Origin of the sequence: Pseudomonas sp. GL-R-26 (genome assembly GCF_019947365.1) — a bacterium.
Lineage (GTDB): Bacteria > Pseudomonadota > Gammaproteobacteria > Pseudomonadales > Pseudomonadaceae > Aquipseudomonas.
This window is the reverse complement of sequence record NZ_JAGYGI010000040.1, coordinates 19,807-37,848: the sequence shown is the minus strand read 5'-3', so window position 1 is coordinate 37,848 and position 18,042 is coordinate 19,807. Positions and strand designations below refer to the sequence as shown.

16 protein-coding genes are annotated in these 18,042 nt (G+C 59.9%); 10 read left to right on the top strand and 6 right to left on the bottom strand.

The features are described 5' to 3' along the window. Nucleotides 1-928 precede the first annotated feature (928 nt). On the top strand, nucleotides 929-2,350 hold the full coding sequence (locus tag KGA96_RS26950; RefSeq protein WP_046037732.1) for an amino acid permease: 1,422 nt from the start codon (nucleotides 929-931) through the stop codon (nucleotides 2,348-2,350). A gap of 159 nt (nucleotides 2,351-2,509) precedes the next feature. Next, the gene (gene arfB, locus KGA96_RS26945) at nucleotides 2,510-2,923 is read left to right on the top strand and encodes an alternative ribosome rescue aminoacyl-tRNA hydrolase ArfB (protein WP_008021374.1); all 414 of its coding nucleotides are present in this window, start codon (nucleotides 2,510-2,512) and stop codon (nucleotides 2,921-2,923) included. Here the strand turns inward: arfB and KGA96_RS26940 are convergent. The 6 genes from KGA96_RS26940 to phhA all read right to left on the bottom strand — a co-directional run bounded on the left by KGA96_RS26940 (nucleotide 2,920) and on the right by phhA (nucleotide 7,325). Then, a complete protein-coding gene (locus tag KGA96_RS26940; RefSeq protein ID WP_223515570.1) occupies nucleotides 2,920-4,119 on the bottom strand; it encodes an MFS transporter in 1,200 nt (399 codons plus the stop codon). The genes arfB and KGA96_RS26940 overlap by 4 nt on opposite strands. Nucleotides 4,120-4,218: 99 nt before the next feature. Then, nucleotides 4,219-4,404 (bottom strand): hypothetical protein, encoded by a 186-nt coding sequence (locus KGA96_RS26935; protein ID WP_046037768.1) that lies wholly within the window; start codon nucleotides 4,402-4,404, stop codon nucleotides 4,219-4,221. A gap of 71 nt (nucleotides 4,405-4,475) precedes the next feature. Further along, nucleotides 4,476-4,607 carry a hypothetical protein gene (locus tag KGA96_RS29695; RefSeq protein WP_008001812.1) on the bottom strand — a complete coding sequence of 44 codons (132 nt, stop codon included), beginning with the start codon at nucleotides 4,605-4,607 and terminating at the stop codon, nucleotides 4,476-4,478. A gap of 272 nt (nucleotides 4,608-4,879) precedes the next feature. Next, nucleotides 4,880-6,073, bottom strand: a complete 1,194-nt coding sequence (locus tag KGA96_RS26930) for an amino acid aminotransferase (RefSeq protein ID WP_223467209.1) — start codon at nucleotides 6,071-6,073, stop codon at nucleotides 4,880-4,882. After that, nucleotides 6,073-6,429 carry a 4a-hydroxytetrahydrobiopterin dehydratase gene (locus tag KGA96_RS26925; protein WP_046037728.1) on the bottom strand — a complete coding sequence of 119 codons (357 nt, stop codon included), beginning with the start codon at nucleotides 6,427-6,429 and terminating at the stop codon, nucleotides 6,073-6,075. Before KGA96_RS26925 ends, KGA96_RS26930 begins: the two co-directional genes overlap by 1 nt. A 104-nt stretch (nucleotides 6,430-6,533) precedes the next feature. Beyond that, nucleotides 6,534-7,325 (bottom strand): phenylalanine 4-monooxygenase, encoded by a 792-nt coding sequence (gene phhA / locus KGA96_RS26920; protein ID WP_046037727.1) that lies wholly within the window; start codon nucleotides 7,323-7,325, stop codon nucleotides 6,534-6,536. A 280-nt stretch (nucleotides 7,326-7,605) separates the two neighbouring features. Here phhA and KGA96_RS26915 point away from each other — a divergent pair, with 280 nt between their 5' ends. The 8 genes from KGA96_RS26915 to KGA96_RS26880 all read left to right on the top strand — a co-directional run bounded on the left by KGA96_RS26915 (nucleotide 7,606) and on the right by KGA96_RS26880 (nucleotide 17,886). Beyond that, the gene (locus tag KGA96_RS26915) at nucleotides 7,606-9,165 is read left to right on the top strand and encodes a sigma-54-dependent phenylalanine hydroxylase transcriptional regulator PhhR (RefSeq protein WP_046037726.1); all 1,560 of its coding nucleotides are present in this window, start codon (nucleotides 7,606-7,608) and stop codon (nucleotides 9,163-9,165) included. A gap of 345 nt (nucleotides 9,166-9,510) precedes the next feature. Next, nucleotides 9,511-10,251 (top strand): flagellar basal body rod protein FlgF, encoded by a 741-nt coding sequence (locus KGA96_RS26910; RefSeq protein WP_046037725.1) that lies wholly within the window; start codon nucleotides 9,511-9,513, stop codon nucleotides 10,249-10,251. A gap of 45 nt (nucleotides 10,252-10,296) precedes the next feature. Next, nucleotides 10,297-11,082: a flagellar basal-body rod protein FlgG gene (gene flgG / locus KGA96_RS26905; protein WP_046037724.1), complete on the top strand. Its 786-nt coding sequence runs from the start codon at nucleotides 10,297-10,299 to the stop codon at nucleotides 11,080-11,082. Between the two features lie 52 nt (nucleotides 11,083-11,134). Then, the gene (flgH, locus tag KGA96_RS26900; protein ID WP_046037723.1) at nucleotides 11,135-11,830 is read left to right on the top strand and encodes a flagellar basal body L-ring protein FlgH; all 696 of its coding nucleotides are present in this window, start codon (nucleotides 11,135-11,137) and stop codon (nucleotides 11,828-11,830) included. Between the two features lie 6 nt (nucleotides 11,831-11,836). Continuing rightward, nucleotides 11,837-12,946: a flagellar basal body P-ring protein FlgI gene (locus KGA96_RS26895; protein WP_046037722.1), complete on the top strand. Its 1,110-nt coding sequence runs from the start codon at nucleotides 11,837-11,839 to the stop codon at nucleotides 12,944-12,946. Nucleotides 12,947-12,957: 11 nt separating this feature from the next. Continuing rightward, entirely contained in the window at nucleotides 12,958-14,244 is a 1,287-nt protein-coding gene (gene flgJ, locus KGA96_RS26890; protein WP_046037721.1) for a flagellar assembly peptidoglycan hydrolase FlgJ, read from the top strand. Between the two features lie 23 nt (nucleotides 14,245-14,267). After that, the gene (gene flgK, locus KGA96_RS26885) at nucleotides 14,268-16,280 is read left to right on the top strand and encodes a flagellar hook-associated protein FlgK (RefSeq protein ID WP_223515566.1); all 2,013 of its coding nucleotides are present in this window, start codon (nucleotides 14,268-14,270) and stop codon (nucleotides 16,278-16,280) included. Between the two features lie 13 nt (nucleotides 16,281-16,293). Next, nucleotides 16,294-17,886 (top strand): flagellar hook-associated protein 3, encoded by a 1,593-nt coding sequence (locus KGA96_RS26880; protein ID WP_046037719.1) that lies wholly within the window; start codon nucleotides 16,294-16,296, stop codon nucleotides 17,884-17,886. The last annotated feature ends 156 nt before the right edge of the window (nucleotides 17,887-18,042 follow it).

Genomic DNA, 18,042 nt, shown 5'->3' with positions numbered 1-18,042 from the left:
CACCAGCGCGACGTTCGCTGCCAATGTGACCATAACGGCTGACGGGGCGGACACGGTGGTAGGGATCGGTGGGGACACGATTCACCTGGTTGGTGTCAACAGCGCGGCCGTTGATCAGACGGACTTCATTCTGGCGGGATAAGGAGGCCTTCTCGACAAAGTTGAACTGAAGGTAGTAGAGGTGTGTGGCGGTTGCCACACACCTTTTTTTTGCGCTCGGCAGAGTGCACCTTCTCGCGAAAGCCTCAGCCGCCACACCAGAGGTCCAGGGTGGAAAGTCAGAATTACGCCCCGTAAAGAAAACCTGACGAAATCCACGGATTGACCCCGTGAAATCGCCACTCCTTGAATGTTGTAAGGAAAAACTTACGCATTTTTATCTTTTTACCCACTATCAGCGCCCTATCCCGCTTGTTTCACCGCTCCATGCAGGGTGTTATGCGCGCCATGCCTGTCGTGCAGGTGCATAACAAAAAGGAGGCGCAATGAACGCCGTAGTCCATCTCCATCTCCATCTCTCTGCGAGAGGCGGTTTTCCAGCCTTTCCCGTCGATGATCCGCAAGGGTCTGACCCATTTTTTGCAGCCGCCCGAGCCCCTCGGGGCGGACACAGGCAATCCCGGCCATAGACACGCTTGTCCAGCGGGTCTGGCAGCAGGGGGTTACGGGTGTACAATGCGCCGCGTTTTACCTGTGACCTCCTGCGCATCTGCGCACACCTCAAGGCTATCCGCCTTGTTCACTCCGTCGCGTCACGAGCGTGTCGGGTTCGATTTCGTCACAGATAAAAACAAACAGGTGACGCATGACCGTTGTAATTACGCTGAACTCCTGGTGCCTGCGCTGGGGTTTGATCGGTGCCGCTTAACGCCTTTCTTGAGCAGCAACGTCTACTGAACATCATCAAACCTTGCGTGAGACCCTTTTCATGAGTGGACAAAACCCGCAATCAGGCGAGCTGAAACGCGGCCTGAAAAATCGCCATATTCAATTGATCGCCCTCGGTGGCGCGATCGGTACCGGCTTGTTCCTCGGCTCGGCCGGGGTACTGAAATCCGCCGGCCCGTCGATGATCCTCGGCTACGCCATCTGCGGCTTCATCGCCTTCATGATCATGCGCCAACTGGGCGAAATGATCGTCGAAGATCCGGTGGCCGGCTCCTTCAGCCATTTTGCGCACAAGTACTGGGGCGGCTTTGCCGGCTTCCTGTCGGGTTGGAACTGCTGGATTCTGTACATTCTGGTGGGCATGTCCGAGCTGACTGCGGTCGGCAAATACATCCACTACTGGGCGCCGGACATCCCGACCTGGGTCTCCGCAGCTGCCTTCTTCGTGCTGATCAACGCCATCAACCTGGCCAACGTCAAAGTCTTTGGCGAGGCTGAGTTCTGGTTTGCGATCATCAAGGTCGTGGCGATCGTCGGCATGATTGCTCTGGGCAGCTACCTGCTGGTCAGCGGCAATGGCGGCCCGCAAGCAGCGGTCAGCAACCTGTGGTCCCACGGTGGCTTCTTCCCGAACGGCGTCAACGGCCTGGTGATGGCCATGGCTTTCATCATGTTTTCCTTCGGTGGTCTGGAAATGCTCGGTTTCACCGCAGCCGAAGCCGACAAGCCGAAAACCGTGATCCCGAAAGCCATCAACCAGGTGATCTACCGGATCCTGATTTTCTACATCGGTGCCCTGGTCATCCTGTTGTCGCTGACGCCATGGGACAGCTTGCTGACCACCCTGAATGCCTCCGGTGATTCCTACAGCGGCAGCCCGTTCGTGCAAGTGTTCTCGATGCTGGGCAGCAACACCGCCGCGCACATCCTCAACTTCGTGGTCCTGACCGCGGCGTTGTCGGTGTACAACAGTGGCACCTACTGCAACAGCCGCATGCTGCTGGGCATGGCCGAGCAGGGCGACGCGCCGAAGGCCCTGGCGAAAATCGACAAGCGCGGCGTGCCAGTGCGTTCGATCCTGGCCTCGGCCGCCGTGACTCTGATCGCGGTACTGCTGAACTACCTGATCCCGCAAAACGCGCTGGAACTGCTGATGTCGCTGGTGGTGGCCACCCTGGTGATCAACTGGGCGATGATCAGCTACTCGCACTTCAAGTTCCGCCAGCATATGAACAAGACCAAGCAGACGCCGCTGTTCAAGGCCTTGTGGTACCCATACGGGAACTACGTCTGCCTGGCGTTCGTGTTGTTCATCCTTGGCGTGATGCTGCTGATTCCGGGGATCCAGACATCGGTGTATGCGATTCCGGTGTGGCTGGTGTTCATGTGGGTCTGCTACGGCATCAAGAACAAGCGCAGTGCGCAACATGCACTGCAGGTTGCGGGCTCTTCGGCGAAATAAACGCAGAGCGCAGTCACAACAAACCCGGCCATGTGCCGGGTTTGTTGTTTCAGGGCATACACATTTCCCTGTGGGAGCGAGCAAGCTCGCTCCCACAGGGATCGCGTTTGTCCGACCCTTTCGCGGTATCCTGCACGTTCTGAATACGGACGCTTTTCCATGCTGGTGATTTCCAACAACGTGCACCTGCCGGATGCCGAGATCGAGTTGACGGCCATTCGCGCCCAGGGCGCCGGTGGGCAGAACGTCAACAAGGTTTCCAGTGCCGTGCACCTGCGCTTCGACATTCCAGCGTCGTCCTTGCCCGAGTTCTACAAGGAGCGGCTGCTGGCGCTGCGCGATAGCCGCATCACCAGTGACGGTGTGTTGATCATCAAGGCCCAGCAGTACCGGACGCAGGAGCAGAACCGCGCCGATGCGCTGTTGCGGCTGACCGAGTTGATCCTCAGTGCCACCAAGGTCGAGAAAAAACGCCGTCCGACCAAGCCGACCCTTGGCTCGAAGACCCGTCGCCTCGAATCCAAGAGCAAGCGCGGCAACATCAAGGCCGGGCGCGGCAAGGTCGACTTCTAGCGGGCGTCCCGCGCTTCGCGTTGCTTCGGTGCCTGCCGGTGCAGGTAAAGGCTCAGCATCAAACCGCTGAGTGCGGCGAGGGCGGCGAACAGGAAGATCGAAGCGAAACCGAACCCGGCTGCAATGGCCCCGGCGAGCGGCCCGGTGATCCCCAGCGACAAGTCGATGAACAGCGAATAGGCGCCGACGGCTGCTCCACGGCTGGAGGCCGGGACCAGGTTGACCGCCTCCACGCCCAGTGCCGGAAACACCAGCGAAAAGCCGAAGCCGCTCAGCGCCGCACCCGCCAGTGCCCAATGGGCATCCGGTGCCAGCCACAGCAACAGCAATCCCAGGGTTTCCACTGACAGGCAGGCAATGGCCACCCGAAAGCCGCCGAGGCGGTTGATCAGGTTGCCGAACAGCAAGCGTGCGCCGATGAAGCAGGCGCCGAACAGGCTCAGGCACAGCACCGCGTTGTCCCAGTGTTGCGTGGCGTAATAGAGGGTGATGAAGGTCGCGATGGTGCCAAAACCGATGGAGCCCAGGGCCAGGCCGCAGCCGTGGGGGAAGACTCGCCCCAGCACGTGCATGAACGGCAGGCGCTCACCGGCAACGATCGGCGCGGCGGTTTTCGGCCAGGCCAGCAGCAGGCCGAGCACGGCCAGTAAAACAATGCTCACCCCCATGCTCCACAAGCCCAGTCGATGGACGAGCAACACGCCCAAGGGCGCGCCGACAGCCAGTGCGCCATAACTGGCGATACCATTCCAGGAGATGACCTTGGCCGTGTTCGCCGCGCCGACCCGGCCGATGCCCCAGCCAATCGAGCCCGAGCCTACCAGGCTTTCGGCGCTGCCGAGCACCAGCCGGCCGATCAACAGGCTGATCAGGCTCAAGGTCGGCAGGCTCTGGGTCCAGGCCGACACCAGCATGAACACACCGCTCAAGCCGCAACCGGCCAGGCCATACATCACAGCCAGTTTGCTGCCCTTGTTGTCGATGATCTTCCCGGCATAGGGGCGGCTGAGCAGGGTGGCCAGGTATTGCACGCTGATCACCAGGCCCGCGATCACCGCGCCGAAGCCCAGGTCACTGTGGACGTAACCGGGCAATACGGCCAGGGGGATGCCGATGTTCAGGTAGCCGATGAAGGTGAAAAGGACGATGGAGACAACTTGCAGCGTGACCGCCAGGGGGCGCTGGTTTTCGGGCATGGGTAAAGGTCCACGGTAAAGCAGGATAGATAGGCTGCTTATGATAGCGGTGTGGACGGTCCTGAGTTGTGAAAAAGTAAAACTATTTGCCGGGCGGTGTCATTCAGGTTTGGCGGGAGCGACCAGCTGCGTAGTGACCAGGGCGGCCAGCGCATTTTCCTGGGTGCCGAAGCGGGCGAGCAAGGTGGCTTGTTTCTCGGGGGAGAGGCGATTCCAGATCTCGATCATTTTCTCGGCGGTGCCGATCAGGACGCTGGCCTGCGCTTCACTGAATTCATCGGTCATGGTCAGGCTCATTTCAGGCAGTGTGGAAAGCGCATGGTAGCGCTTTCCACACGGTCTGTGCGGCGGGTGTTTCAGTCTTCTCTGTCAGCCTGGCGGCTGTCAGTGGCTTCTTTCGGCTGGGGCTGTTGAGCTCCGGCTTGCTGCGTGGTCGTCTGCTCAGGTACGTGCAGGCTTGGGAAGGGGAGATTAGGAATCTCGTGCATGGTTGCGCTCCTCGCTAAGTCTGTTGATAGATCTGGTAGATCCGCGCTTTAAAAAAGCCTGGGCAGGATACAGCACTGAAAATGACAAACGGACGTTTATATCCATTTGTTTCGACGGGTGGGGTTGTATAGACAGATCGGTAACAGTTTGCAGAAAAACTGTAGGAGCGAGCCTGCTCGCGATGGCGGAGTGTCATTCGACGTTGATGTCGACTGATGCACCGCTATCGCGAGCAGGCTCGCTCCTACAGGGGATTTGCAGTGTTTGAAGGTTATTTGCAGGCCTTCGCAATCGCCTCGGCCAATAGATCCAGGCGCGTGGCATCAATGCCGGCGACGTTGGCCCGGCCGGAGCTGACCATGTACACGCTGTGATGATCCCGCAGGTTCTTTACTTGCTCAGGCGACAGGCCGGTGTAGGAGAACATCCCGCGTTGCACGCCAATGTGCGCAAAGCGCTCGCGCAAACCGTGCGGCTCCAGCGCTTCCACCAGACCGCTGCGCAGTTGGGCGATACGCAGGCGCATGGCTTCCACTTCGTCAGCCCAGAGGTTTTTCAGCTCCGGGTCGCCGAGGATGGTTGCGACCACTGCCGCACCATGATCCGGCGGCGTCGACCACAGGTTGCGGGCGATGTTGGCCAGCTGGCTGCGGATGTCGGTGAGCTTGTCGGCGGTTTTCGCGCAGACAATCAGCGCGCCGATGCGGTCGCGGTACAGACCGAAGTTCTTCGAGCAGGAACTGGTGATCAGCAGTTCCGGCAACTCGGCGGCGAACAGCCGGGTCGACCAGGCATCCTGTTCCAGCCCATCGCCGAATCCTTGATACGCGAAGTCGATCAGTGGCAGCAGTTCGCGCTTGCGTACTACCTCCAGCACCCTCTGCCAGTCATCCTGGGACAGGTCGAAACCGGTCGGGTTGTGGCAGCAGGCGTGCAACAACACAACGTCACCCTTGGGCGCTTCATTGAGCGCCGCCAGCATGCCGTCGACGTCGAGACGGTTGTCACTGCCCACGTACGGGTAGTGGCTGACCTTGACCTTGGCTGCCGCGAAAATCGTCTCGTGGATCGGCCAGGTCGGGTTGCTCAACCACACGCCGCGCCCCGGCAGGCACTGGGCGATGAAGTCAGCGCTCAGGCGCAAAGCCCCGGTGCCGCCCGGGGTCTGGGTGGCACCGGCGCGTTGTGCGCTGATCAGCTTCGAGTCGGCGCCCAGCACCAGCTCATTGATCGCTTTGCCGAACGCCGGTTCGCCGTGACCACCGATGTAGGTCTTGGTGGACTGGTGATCCACCAGGCGCTGCTCGGCAAGTTTCACCGACTGGAGAATCGGCGTCAGGCCCTGGGCGTCTTTGTAGACGCCCACGCCCAAATCGAACTTGCGCGGGTTCGGGTCCTGCGCGTAGGCCTCCATCAGGCCCAGAATCGGGTCGCCAGGCACTCGACCGATGGCGTCGAAGTGCATTACTTGCGCCCCTCAGCGTCCTTGGCTACTTCGTCAGTGCGCGCGGCCATGATGAAATCGTTGCGGTGCAGGCCCTTGATCGAGTGGCTCCACCAGGTCACGGTCACTTTGCCCCACTCGGTCAACAGGCCCGGGTGGTGACCTTCGGCCTCGGAGATTTCACCGACGGCGTTGGTGAACGCCAGGGCGTGCTTGAAGTTCTTGAACAGGAAGACCTTTTCCAGCTGCATGATGCTGTCACGTACTTCGATGTTCCAGTCCGGGATCTGCTTGATCAGGATCGGCAGTTCTTCGTCGCTGACTTGTGGGGCGTCGGCGCGGCAGGCTTCGCAATGGGCTTGAGTTAATGCGGTCATGATGTGTTCCTGAAATCGAATGTTGGGAAATCGGCCCTCAGTGCTACCACGCTAATCCAAAGCGATGGTTTCTGACAGGCTCACTTGATTCTAAAAGCGGCGGATCACGCGGCTTTTGGTTTTGGCGGAAATTTCGGTGCGTGCAGACCCATCTGCATCGCTTGCTTGACCATGCCCATGATGTCTTCGTGGGCCAGGTCGAACAGGCGCTTGAGGTTCGGCAAGGCGAAATACAGCGGCTGCAGGATGTCGATGCGGTACGGCGTGCGCATACATTCCAGCGGGTCGAAGGCTTGATGTTCAGGCTCGTTCGACAGGCAATACACGGTTTCCTTCGGAGAAGACAGGATGCCGCCGCCGTAGATGCGCTGGCCTTGCGGGGTGTCGACCAGGCCGAACTCGATGGTCATCCAGTACAGGCGCGCCAGGTAGACGCGTTCTTCCTTGGTCGCCTTGAGGCCGAGCTTGCCGTAGGTGTGGGTGAACTCGGCGAACCACGGGTTGGTCAGCAGCGGGCAGTGACCGAAGATCTCGTGGAAAATGTCCGGCTCTTGCAGGTAGTCCAGTTCTTCGCGGGTACGAATAAAGGTCGCCACCGGAAACTGCTTGCTGGCCAGCAATTCGAAAAAGGTCTGGAAGGGAATCAGTGCGGGAACCCGGGCAACTTGCCAGCCGGTGGTTTCACCGAGGACCTTGTTGATTTCGCCGAGTTGAGGAATGCGGTCGTGGGGCAGACCGAGTTTTTCGATACCGTCCAGGTACTCCTGGCACGCACGCCCTTCGATCACTTTCAGTTGACGAGTGATCAGCGTGTTCCACACCGCGTGTTCTTCGGCGGGGTAGTCGATAAAACCTTGCGCATCGGGCTCGCGAGCCACGTATTGCGTCTGCTTCATGCTGCTCTCCTGCTAGGGGATTTCGTTCTTGTTATGTACTGCTATGGACCTAGAAATACTCCAAGGATTGCACTGTTGCAGCAGGTGTCCGGCGTGATGCGTAGGAAAATTCCTCGATAATCGTAAAGTTTTCGTTACGAGCTGGCGATTATTGCGCGGTGGCTGAGATTTTCGGGTTTGAAAAGCGTCTTTCCTGTCACATAATCTTGACGACTATCTGAGCGCCCATGCAGAAAAATCCCTGCCATTGGCCTCGTCCTTCACTGTTTGGGCCTTTTTCATGCGTATCAAAGTCCACTGCCAGAACCGCATCGGCATCCTGCGCGACATTCTCAACCTGTTGGTGGAGTACGGGATCAACGTGGCCCGCGGTGAGGTAGGCGGTGAGCATGGCAACGCCATCTACCTGCATTGCCCGAACCTGATCAACATTCAGTTCCAGGCCTTGCGCCCGAAATTCGAAGCGATTGCCGGAGTGTTTGGCGTCAAGCGTGTAGGGCTGATGCCCAGCGAGCGTCGGCACATGGAGCTCAATGCACTGCTCGGTGCGCTGGAGTTTCCGGTGCTGTCGATCGACATGGGCGGTTCCATCGTCGCGGCCAACCGGGCAGCGGCGCAGTTGCTCGGGGTGCGGGTCGACGAGGTGCCGGGGATTCCCCTGTCGCGCTACGCCGAGGATTTCGATTTGCCGGAACTGGTACGGGCCAACAAGTCGCGGATCAACGGGCTGCGGGTCAAGGTCAAGGGTGACGTGTTTCTGGCCGACATCGCGCCGCTGCAATCGGAGCATGACGACAGCGAGGCCATGGCCGGTGCGGTGCTGACATTGCACCGCGCCGACCGGGTGGGCGAGCGCATCTACAACGTGCGCAAGCAGGAATTGCGTGGCTTCGACAGTATCTTCCAAAGCTCGAAAGTCATGGCCGCCGTGGTGCGCGAAGCCCGGCGCATGGCGCCACTGGATGCGCCGCTATTGATCGAGGGGGAGACCGGCACCGGCAAAGAGCTGCTCGCGCGGGCTTGCCACTTGGCCAGTCCTCGAGGGCAGTCGCCATTGATGGCGCTCAATTGCGCCGGTCTGCCTGAGTCCATGGCCGAGACAGAATTGTTCGGTTACGGCCCCGGTGCCTTTGAAGGGGCGCGTGCCGAAGGCAAGCTCGGGTTGCTGGAGCTGACGGCGGGCGGCACGCTGTTTCTCGATGGCGTCGGGGAAATGAGCCCGCGCTTGCAGGTGAAATTGCTGCGCTTTTTGCAGGACGGCTGCTTCCGCCGAGTAGGCAGCGATGAGGAGGTCTACCTCGACGTGCGAGTGATCTGCGCGACCCAGGTCGACCTGTCCGAATTGTGCGCTCGCGGCGAGTTCCGCCAGGACCTCTATCACCGCTTGAATGTGTTGTCGCTGCACATCCCGCCGTTGCGCGAATGTCTCGACGGATTGACGCCGCTGGTGGAGCACTTCCTCGATCAGGCCAGCCGACAGATTGGTTGTCCGTTGCCGAAATTGGCCCCGGCGGCCATGGAGCGGCTCAGCCACTACCATTGGCCGGGTAACGTGCGGCAACTGGAGAACGTGCTGTTCCAGGCGGTTTCCCTGTGCGATGGCGGAACGGTCAAGGCCGAGCACATTCGCCTGCCGGATTATGGTGTGCGTCAGCCCCTTGGCGATTTTTCGCTGGAGGGTGGGCTGGACGAGATCGTCGGGCGTTTCGAGAAGGCGGTGCTGGAGCGGCTGTATTCCGAGCATCCAAGCAGTCGGCAACTGGGTAAGCGGCTCGGGGTTTCGCATACCACCATTGCCAACAAGTTGCGCGAGTATGAGGTGGGCAAGGACAACACCTGAGTCTCTGGTGGTCGAGCTTTTGTGGCGAGGGGGCTTGCCCCCGTTGGGTTGCGAAGCAGCCCCCCGCAATCTTTCAGATCCACCGAGTTGCCCGGATTTACGACTGCTCCGCAGTCGAACGGGGGCAAGCCCCCTTGCCACAGGATAATGAGGTGAACTCTTGCCACCCACCGGCATGGCACCGCCGGTTTTTCGTCTCTGATACAAATCACCAATCCCCTCTGAATCCCCCAAGCCCCCTGTTTGCCGGGCCTCGCTCTGTCAAAAACAAGTTGGTCTGCAAATTGCTTATGGCTCAGCAGTACAGCAGTGGACGGCAAACGTCCGGCAGGCAGAGGAACAATTGTGGACAAGTACCTTTATGTGGCAATGACCGGCGCCAGCCAGAATGCACTGGCGCAAAAGGCTCATGCCAACAACCTCGCGAACATCTCCACCAACGGCTTCCAGAAAGACCTGGAGCAGGCCCGTTCGATGCCGGTGTTCGGTGACAGCTTTCCGGCGCGTGCGTTTGCCATGTCCGAACGCCCGGCCACGGATTTCTCCCCTGGCTCACTGGTGGAAACCGGCCGCGACCTCGACGTTGCCGTGCAAGGTGGCGGCTGGATTGCCGTGCAGACGCCCGATGGCGGTGAAAGCTACGTGCGCACCGGCAGCCTGAACGTTGACGCCCTGGGCGTGCTGCGTGCCGGCAACGGCATGCCGGTCATGGGCAATGGCGGGCCGATTGCGGTGCCGCCGGAGCAGCAGATCGAAGTCGGCGAGGACGGCACCATCAGCATCCGCGCGATGGGCGAAGGTCCTCGGGTAATGGCTGAAGTCGACCGAATCAAGCTGGTCAACCCGGACCTCAAGAACATGACCAAGGGCCTGGATGGTTCGATCCACACCAAGGACGGCGCGCCTGCGCAGGCCGATGCCAACGTCAAGCTGGTGTCCGGGTTCCTCGAGTCGAGCAACGTCAATGCCGTGGAAGAAATGACCTCGGTTCTGGCCTTGTCCAAGCAGTTCGAGCTGCACATCAAGATGATGAACACCGCCAAAGACGATGACCAAGCCATGGCTCGGGTCTTGCAGATCAGCTAATTACCAGAACGTCGCGCCGTAAAACAGGCGCACGAGGAGAATCGAATGCTTCCGGCTCTATGGGTTGCCAAGACAGGTCTGTCCGCCCAGGACACCAACCTGACCACCATTTCCAACAACCTGGCCAACGTGTCGACCACGGGTTTCAAACGTGACCGCGCCGAGTTCCAGGACCTGCTCTACCAGATCAAGCGTCAGCCAGGCGCCCAGTCGACCCAGGACAGCGAACTGCCGTCGGGTCTGCAACTGGGTACCGGTGTGCGCATCGTCGGCACCCAGAAAAACTTCACCGCCGGCAGCCTGCAAACCACCGAGCAGCCACTGGACATGGCCATCGACGGCCGCGGTTTCTTCCAGATCCTGCAACCGGACGGCACCACGTCCTACACCCGTGACGGTACGTTCCACCTGGACTCCAACGGCCAGATCGTCAACGCCAGCGGCTTTGCCCTGGAACCGGCCATTGTCATTCCGAACGACGCGCAGACCTTCACGGTCGGCCGCGACGGCACCGTGTCCATCACCGTTGCCGGCAACCCGGCTGCCCAGGTGATCGGCAACCTGCAAACCGCCGACTTCATCAACCCGGCCGGCCTGCAGGCAGTGGGCAACAACCTGTTCCTGGAAACCGCCGCCAGTGGCGCGCCGCAAGTCGGCACACCAGGCCTGAACGGTTTCGGCACCATGCTGCAGAACACCCTGGAAACGTCCAACGTCAGCACCGTTGAGGAGATGGTCAACATGATCACCACCCAGCGCGCCTACGAGATGAACTCCAAGGTGATCTCCACCGCCGACCAGATGCTCTCGTTCGTAACGCAGAATCTGTAATCAAGTCTATGTGGCGGCCATCGGGTCGCCTGCAACACCGTGAGGTAGGGTCATGAATCGCTACGTATCTGTTCTGGCACTGAGTGGGATCACCGCGCTCGCAGGCTGCGTGCCTGCGACGCCCAAGCCCAATGACCCTTACTACGCTCCGGTGTTGCCGCGCACGCCGTTGCCGGCAGCCGCGAACAACGGCTCGATCTATCAGGCCGGTTTCGAACAGAACCTCTACGGCGACCGCAAGGCGTTCCGGATCGGTGACATCATCACCATCACCCTGAACGAAAGGACCCAGGCCAGCAAAAACGCCAACTCGCAAATTGGCAAGAACAGCAAGGCCAGCATCGGCCTGACCTCGCTGTTCGGCTCCACCCCCAACACCAACAACCCGTTTGGCAGTGGTGACCTGAGCCTGGACGCCAGCTATGAAGGCGACCGCGCGACCAAGGGTGACAGCAAGGCGGCGCAGGGCAACACCCTGACCGGTTCGATCACGGTCACCGTCGCCGATGTATTGCCCAACGGCATCATCGCGGTGCGCGGTGAGAAGTGGATGACCCTCAACACCGGCGATGAACTGGTGCGGATTGCCGGCCTTGTTCGCGCCGATGACATCTCTACCGACAACACCGTGCCGTCGACCCGTGTCGCCGATGCGCGCATCACCTACTCGGGCACCGGTTCGTTTGCCGATGCGAGTCAGCCAGGCTGGTTCGACCGTTTCTTCCTCAGCCCGCTGTTCCCTTTCTAGGTGGCCATGTTGAATTTCAGAAGTCTCTTGGTGGCCGGGCTCTTGCTGTCGGCAGCCTTCAACGCTCAAGCCGAGCGCCTGAAGGACATCGCCAGCATTTCCGGCGTGCGCTCCAACCAATTGATCGGCTACGGCCTGGTGGTCGGGCTTAACGGCACCGGCGACCAGACGACGCAGACCCCGTTCACCCTGCAGACCTTCAACAACATGCTCTCGCAGTTCGGCATCAAGGTGCCGCCGGGTTCTGGCAACGTGCAGTTGAAGAACGTCGCGGCGGTGTCGATCAGTGCCGATTTGCCGGCGTTCGCCAAGCCGGGTCAGCAGGTCGACATCACCGTTTCGTCCATCGGTAACTCCAAGAGCTTGCGCGGCGGCACCTTGCTGCTGACGCCACTCAAGGGTATCGACGGTAACGTCTATGCAGTGGCCCAGGGCAACCTGGTGGTCGGTGGTTTCGATGCGGAAGGGCGAGACGGCTCGAAGATCACCGTCAACGTTCCGTCGGCCGGTCGCATCCCGGGTGGTGCGTCGGTGGAGCGTGCGGTGCCGAGCGGATTCAACCAGGGCAACAGCCTGACGCTGAACCTCAACCGTTCCGACTTCACCACCGCCAAGCGCATCGTCGACAAGATCAACAACATGCTCGGCCCTGGCGTGGCCCAGGCCATCGACGGCGGTTCGATTCGTGTGACCGCGCCGCTCGATCCGAGCCAGCGGGTCGACTACCTGTCGATCCTGGAAAACCTCGAAATCGATCCGGGCCAGGCGGTGGCGAAAGTCATCATCAACTCCCGTACCGGCACCATCGTGATCGGCCAGAACGTCAAGGTTTCCCCGGCCGCCGTGACCCACGGCAGCCTGACCGTGACCATTACCGAAGACCCGATCGTCAGCCAACCCGGCCCTCTGTCCAATGGCACGACGGCGGTGGTGCCGCGTTCGAAGGTCAACGCCCAGCAGGAAGCCAAGCCGATGTTCAAGTTCGGCCCAGGCACCACCCTCGACGAGATCGTGCGGGCGGTGAACCAGGTCGGCGCGGCGCCGGGTGACTTGATGGCGATCCTCGAAGCGCTGAAGCAGGCCGGCGCCCTGCAAGCCGATCTGATCGTGATCTGAGGACGGCCATCGTGGATATGCGCAAGAGCGGTCAGGTCAGCAGCAGCGATTCAGGCTCCTATTCGGACCTCAATCGCCTGAATCAGCTCAAGGTCGGCGACAAGAACAGCGACGGCAACATGCGCAAGGTGGCGCAGGAGTTCGAATCGCTGTTCCTCGGTGAGATGCTCAAGTCCATGCGCTCGGCAACCGAAGCGCTGGGGCAGGACAATCCGATGAACACGCCGGCCGCCAAGCAGTACCAGGAAATGTACGACCAGCAACTGGCCGTTTCCATGTCCCGCGAGGGCGGAGGTATCGGCCTGGCGGACGTGCTGATGCGCCAGATGTCGAAGAACAAACCAATGGCCCCAGGTGAGGCCGCCGCTGCGTCGCTGGCCAAGCAAGAGGCTGCCAAGGCTGCCGCTCAAACACCGGTGGCGGCAGGCACGGTGGCAATCAATGGCCCGTTGTCGCGGGTCAATGGTCAGCGTCCGTTGTGGGCTTCTCGGTCAGTTCACGCTCCGCAAGAAGCGGGCGAGGGTGCCCATCGCAATGACATGGCGCTGATCAATCAGCGGCGCCTGGCATTGCCGCCGAAACTGGCTGATCGGTTGTTGGCCGGGCTGGTGCCTTCGGCGACGACCGCTGCCACGGCGATCAACAAGACACCGTTGCCTGAGCGCGCGACAAGCACCGGCACGGGACCGCTGTACAACGGCGACTGGCTGGCGAGCGCGCAGCAAGCCTCCAGTGGCGGCATGCAGATCTATGGTCGCGCCATGGCGCAGATTCCGTTGGCGCCGGCGAAGAAAGCCTTCAGTTCCGCCGACCAGTTCGTCAACACCATGTTGCCGATGGCCAAGGAGGCGGCCGCCCGCATCGGTGTCGATCCACGTTATCTGGTGGCCCAGGCGGCCCTGGAAACCGGCTGGGGCAAGTCGGTCATGCGTGCTCAGGACGGCAGCAGCAGCCACAACCTGTTCGGCATCAAGGCCGGCAATAGCTGGCAGGGCAGTTCGGCGCGGGCGATCACCAGCGAATTCAGGGATGGGCAGATGGTCAAGGAGACGGCCGAGTTCCGTTCCTACGACTCCTACAAGGACAGTTTCCATGACCTTGTGACTTTGCTGCAGACCAACAATCGCTATCAAGATGTCGTGAAGTCGGCCGATAACCCAGAACAGTTTGTACGCGAGTTGCAGAAGGCCGGTTACGCAACCGACCCGGACTACGCAAGCAAGATTTCGCAGATAGCCAAGCAGATGACGAGTTACCAGAACTACGCTGCGGCGGGCGTTTCCACCACGCCTTTATAGGCACAAGGTATAAGGTTTGAACCATGAGTTTGCTCAATATCGGGATGTCGGGTTTGTCCGCCAGTCACGCTTCGTTGGTGACTACGGGTAATAACATTTCCAACGTCGATACCGTCGGGTACTCGCGCCAGCAAACTGTCCAGGGAACCAAAAGCTCTATACAGAATGGCAATGTGTTCATCGGCACTGGCACTACTCTGGCTGATGTGCGTCGGGTCTATAACAGCTACCTTGATGCACAATTGCAGACCACCACTTCGCTTAACGGCGATGCGCAGGCTTATCTTGGGCAGGCGACGCAAGTGGACAAGTTGCTGTCCGACAGTGGTACCGGTATTACCAAGACACTGCAGTCATTTTTCTCGTCACTGCAAACGTTGTCCGGCAACGCCAACGACAATGCTTCGCGCCAGGCTTTGTTGACCAATGCCCAGGGCTTGAGCAGCCGTTTCAATGCGATGTCCCAGCAGTTGAAGCAGCAGGGGTCGTACATCAATGATCAGTTGGGCTCGATGGCCGATCAGGTCAACAAACTGGCGTCGACCGTTGCGGCCTACAACAAAAAAATTGGTGAAGTTAGTAGTTCGGGTGGAACGCCCAATGAATTGCTGGATCAGCGTAACGAAACTATCCGCCAGCTCAACGAACTGGTTGGCACACAGGTCACCGAAACCGACGGCCGACTGGATATCTACCTGGGTAGCGGCCAGCCGTTGGTTATCGGCGACACGGTCAATAAATTGCGCGTGGCGGTCGACCCGGCCGACCCTACTCGTGCCTCGATCATCATGGATCGAGGTAGTTCGTCGATCGATATCACGGGTGTGATGAGCGGCGGCCAGATGGGTGGATTGTTGCGCTATCGCACTGAAGTTCTGACGCCCGCGGTTAACAACCTGGGGCGTATCGCCATGGTTGTGGCCGATCAGGTCAACAAGCAGCTGGGGCAGGGCCTGGATCAGAGCGGTAACTTCGGTGCGGCACTGTTCAACAACATCAATAGCGCGGCGGCCATCAGCCAGCGCAGTATTGCCAGTGCCAACAACAATCCGGCGTCCGGCAATCTGAATGTCACCATCAAAGACACCAGCAAGCTGCAAGCCAGTGATTATCAGGTCACAGTCACCGCCACGGGCTACAACGTACGCCGACTGTCGGATAACACCAACATGGGTAACTTCGCTTTCGCCACGCCTCCTGCGGCCGACCCGGTCATCGATGGATTGAGCCTGAGCTTGAACAGTGGTTCGGTCGCTGTCGGGGACTCCTTCAAGATTACCCCGACCCGTAGCGGTGCTGCGGACATGACCACGGTCATGACCGATACCAAAACCCTGGCTACGTCCGCACCGCTGACCTCCACCAAGGCCTCGGGGAATGGCGGCACCGGTGCTGTCAGCCAGCCGAACTTGACCACCACTCTGGATATCTACGATCCGGTCCAGCGCCTGGAAGTGCAGACGGCGGTCAAGACATCGATGCCCGTGCGCATGCTGATGACCAGTGCTACCGCTTATGAAGTGTTCGATTCCAAGGGCAACAGCATCGGTACCGGCAACATTGTGCCAGGTCAGAACAACGACCTGAGTATCGCAGTGCCTTACACCGATGCCGGTGGCAACGCCAAAACCTTCAATGTGGGAATGACCGTCAGCGGCAGCCCTGCTTCGGGGGACAGCTTCAACATTTCCATGACTGCGGCCGACAGTACCGACAACCGCAACGCCCAGGCCTTGCTCGGTCTGCAAACCAAGGCGACAGTCGGTGCAACTGCGACCAGTCCGGGTGTGAGCTTTACCGATGCGTATGGTGGTCTGGTATCGAAGGTCGGCTCGCTGACCAAGCAGGGGCAACTGGATGCAACGGCTACCGATACCATCTTGACTGGCGCTCGAAACGCCCGTGACTCGCTGTCTGGTGTCGATCTCGATGAAGAGGCTGGCAACCTGACCAAGTTCCAGCAGTACTACACGGCCTCTTCGCAGATCATCAAGACTGCGCAGGAAATTTTCAGCACCCTGATCAATGCCCTTTAAGGAGCCGTAGAACATGCGCATTTCTACAGCACAGTATTACGCCACGACGGCCGCCAACTATTCTCGTAACCTCAACAATGTGATGAAGACGGCCGAGCAGGCCAGCAGCGGCGTGAAGCTCGAGACCGCGGCGGACGATCCTGTCGGCGCGGCGCGGTTGCTGCAACTCGAGCAGCAAAAAGCCATGTTGGGGCAATACACCACCAACATCAGCGCGTTGAACACGGCGCAGGCGCAGGAAGAGAGCGTGCTGGACAGCATCAACAACGTGCTGCAAAAAGTCAGTGAGTTGGCGATACGAGCCGGTGGCGGTTCGTTGAACGACGATGACCGTAAATCCATCGCCGCCGAACTCAAGCAGTCCGAAGAGCAATTGCTAAGCCTGATGAACAGCAAGGATGCCAGCGGCAAGTACATTTTCTCCGGTGCGAGTAACAACACTCAGCCGTTTGTACACAACAGTGACGGCACTTACAGCTATCAGGGCGACCAGACCCAGCTGGAACTGAAGATCGGCGATTCGATGTCCCTGGGCCTGAACGATACCGGTTGGGACGTTTTCCAGCAGGCAATCAATGCCGCCCGCAGTTCGACCACGATGACAGCACCTGCCGTTAATGACGGGCGGGTGGACTTGTCCCCGGGACTGGTAAATTCCGGTCCGGCCTTCGATGCGAGTTTCCGCAACGGTCAGCCTTACACCATGTCGTTCACCAGCAGTACCCAGTTCGTGATTACCGATGCGCTGGGTAATGACGTGACGGCGGAAGCGACCGGTGGTGGCAAGTTTGATCCGAGTGCCAAAGGCGGTTCCGACGTCAACTTCCGTGGTGTGACTTTTAAGCTGGACATCACTTTCCAGCCGGGTGACACACCTGCCGACTCCGCCAGTGCCGACGCCGTGATCGCCGGTCACAGCTTCCAGTTGACGGCCAAGCCGGACAGCTTCGTCGCCAACCGCGCTCCGAACAACCCATCGACGGCGATCATTGCCCAGACTACGGTAACCAACGCTGCCGACTACAAGAGCTTCTTCCCTGAAGGCGGCGCAGTCCTGAAGTTCACCGGTCCTGGAGCCTTCGAGCTGTACGCGCGCCCACTGACCAGCACCAGTACCCCGGTTACCACAGGGACTGTAGTGGCAGGCGTGGCGACGGCGGCGGGTGTCAGCTTCACTTTGGGCGGCACACCGCCGACTCCGGCGGCAGGTGATCAGTTTGATATCGCGGTCAATACCCACCAGACCCAGAACGTCCTCGATACCATCAGCCAGCTGCGTTCGGCGCTCGACGCGCCGACCCAAGGCAACCCTGTCGCCCAGCGTTTTATGGAAGACACCGTCGCTTCCGCCATTGCCAACCTGAACAATTCCAAGAACCAGGTCGACATGGCGCGTGGTGCGATCGGTGCACGGGGCAATGTGATGGATATGCAGGCAGATCAGAACACGAGTTCCGGCCTGATCAACGAATCGACCGGCAATTCGATCAAGAACACTGACCCGGCGGAAGTGCTGACGCGCCTGACCTTGCAGCAGACCATGCTGCAGGCCGCGCAACTGGCGTTTGCCAAAGTTTCCCAGTTGAGCCTGTTCAACAAGCTTTGAGTCGGTCTTGACCGCTCGCGGCCAGTCCCTTTCATGGGGGACTGGCTTTTTTTTGCCTTTTTTCGGCTCGTCGCATAGCAGGGTGGGGCGGGATCCGGACCATAAAATCAAATAAAGCACTGATCTCTGAGTGACCCGTCAGTCAAAACGCGCATC

Excerpts from the sequence above, each read along its gene's own strand:
- KGA96_RS26950 (WP_046037732.1), top strand. The coding sequence starts at position 929 with ATGAGTGGACAAAACCCGCAATCAGGCGAGCTGAAACGCGGCCTGAAA.
- arfB (WP_008021374.1), top strand. The coding sequence starts at position 2,510 with ATGCTGGTGATTTCCAACAACGTGCACCTGCCGGATGCCGAGATCGAG.
- KGA96_RS26940 (WP_223515570.1), bottom strand. The coding sequence starts at position 4,119 with ATGCCCGAAAACCAGCGCCCCCTGGCGGTCACGCTGCAAGTTGTCTCC.
- KGA96_RS26935 (WP_046037768.1), bottom strand. The coding sequence starts at position 4,404 with ATGACCGATGAATTCAGTGAAGCGCAGGCCAGCGTCCTGATCGGCACC.
- KGA96_RS29695 (WP_008001812.1), bottom strand. The coding sequence starts at position 4,607 with ATGCACGAGATTCCTAATCTCCCCTTCCCAAGCCTGCACGTACCTGAG.
- KGA96_RS26930 (WP_223467209.1), bottom strand. The coding sequence starts at position 6,073 with ATGCACTTCGACGCCATCGGTCGAGTGCCTGGCGACCCGATTCTGGGC.
- KGA96_RS26925 (WP_046037728.1), bottom strand. The coding sequence starts at position 6,429 with ATGACCGCATTAACTCAAGCCCATTGCGAAGCCTGCCGCGCCGACGCC.
- phhA (WP_046037727.1), bottom strand. The coding sequence starts at position 7,325 with ATGAAGCAGACGCAATACGTGGCTCGCGAGCCCGATGCGCAAGGTTTT.
- KGA96_RS26915 (WP_046037726.1), top strand. The coding sequence starts at position 7,606 with ATGCGTATCAAAGTCCACTGCCAGAACCGCATCGGCATCCTGCGCGAC.
- flgG (WP_046037724.1), top strand. The coding sequence starts at position 10,297 with ATGCTTCCGGCTCTATGGGTTGCCAAGACAGGTCTGTCCGCCCAGGAC.
- flgH (WP_046037723.1), top strand. The coding sequence starts at position 11,135 with ATGAATCGCTACGTATCTGTTCTGGCACTGAGTGGGATCACCGCGCTC.
- KGA96_RS26895 (WP_046037722.1), top strand. The coding sequence starts at position 11,837 with ATGTTGAATTTCAGAAGTCTCTTGGTGGCCGGGCTCTTGCTGTCGGCA.
- flgK (WP_223515566.1), top strand. The coding sequence starts at position 14,268 with ATGAGTTTGCTCAATATCGGGATGTCGGGTTTGTCCGCCAGTCACGCT.
- KGA96_RS26880 (WP_046037719.1), top strand. The coding sequence starts at position 16,294 with ATGCGCATTTCTACAGCACAGTATTACGCCACGACGGCCGCCAACTAT.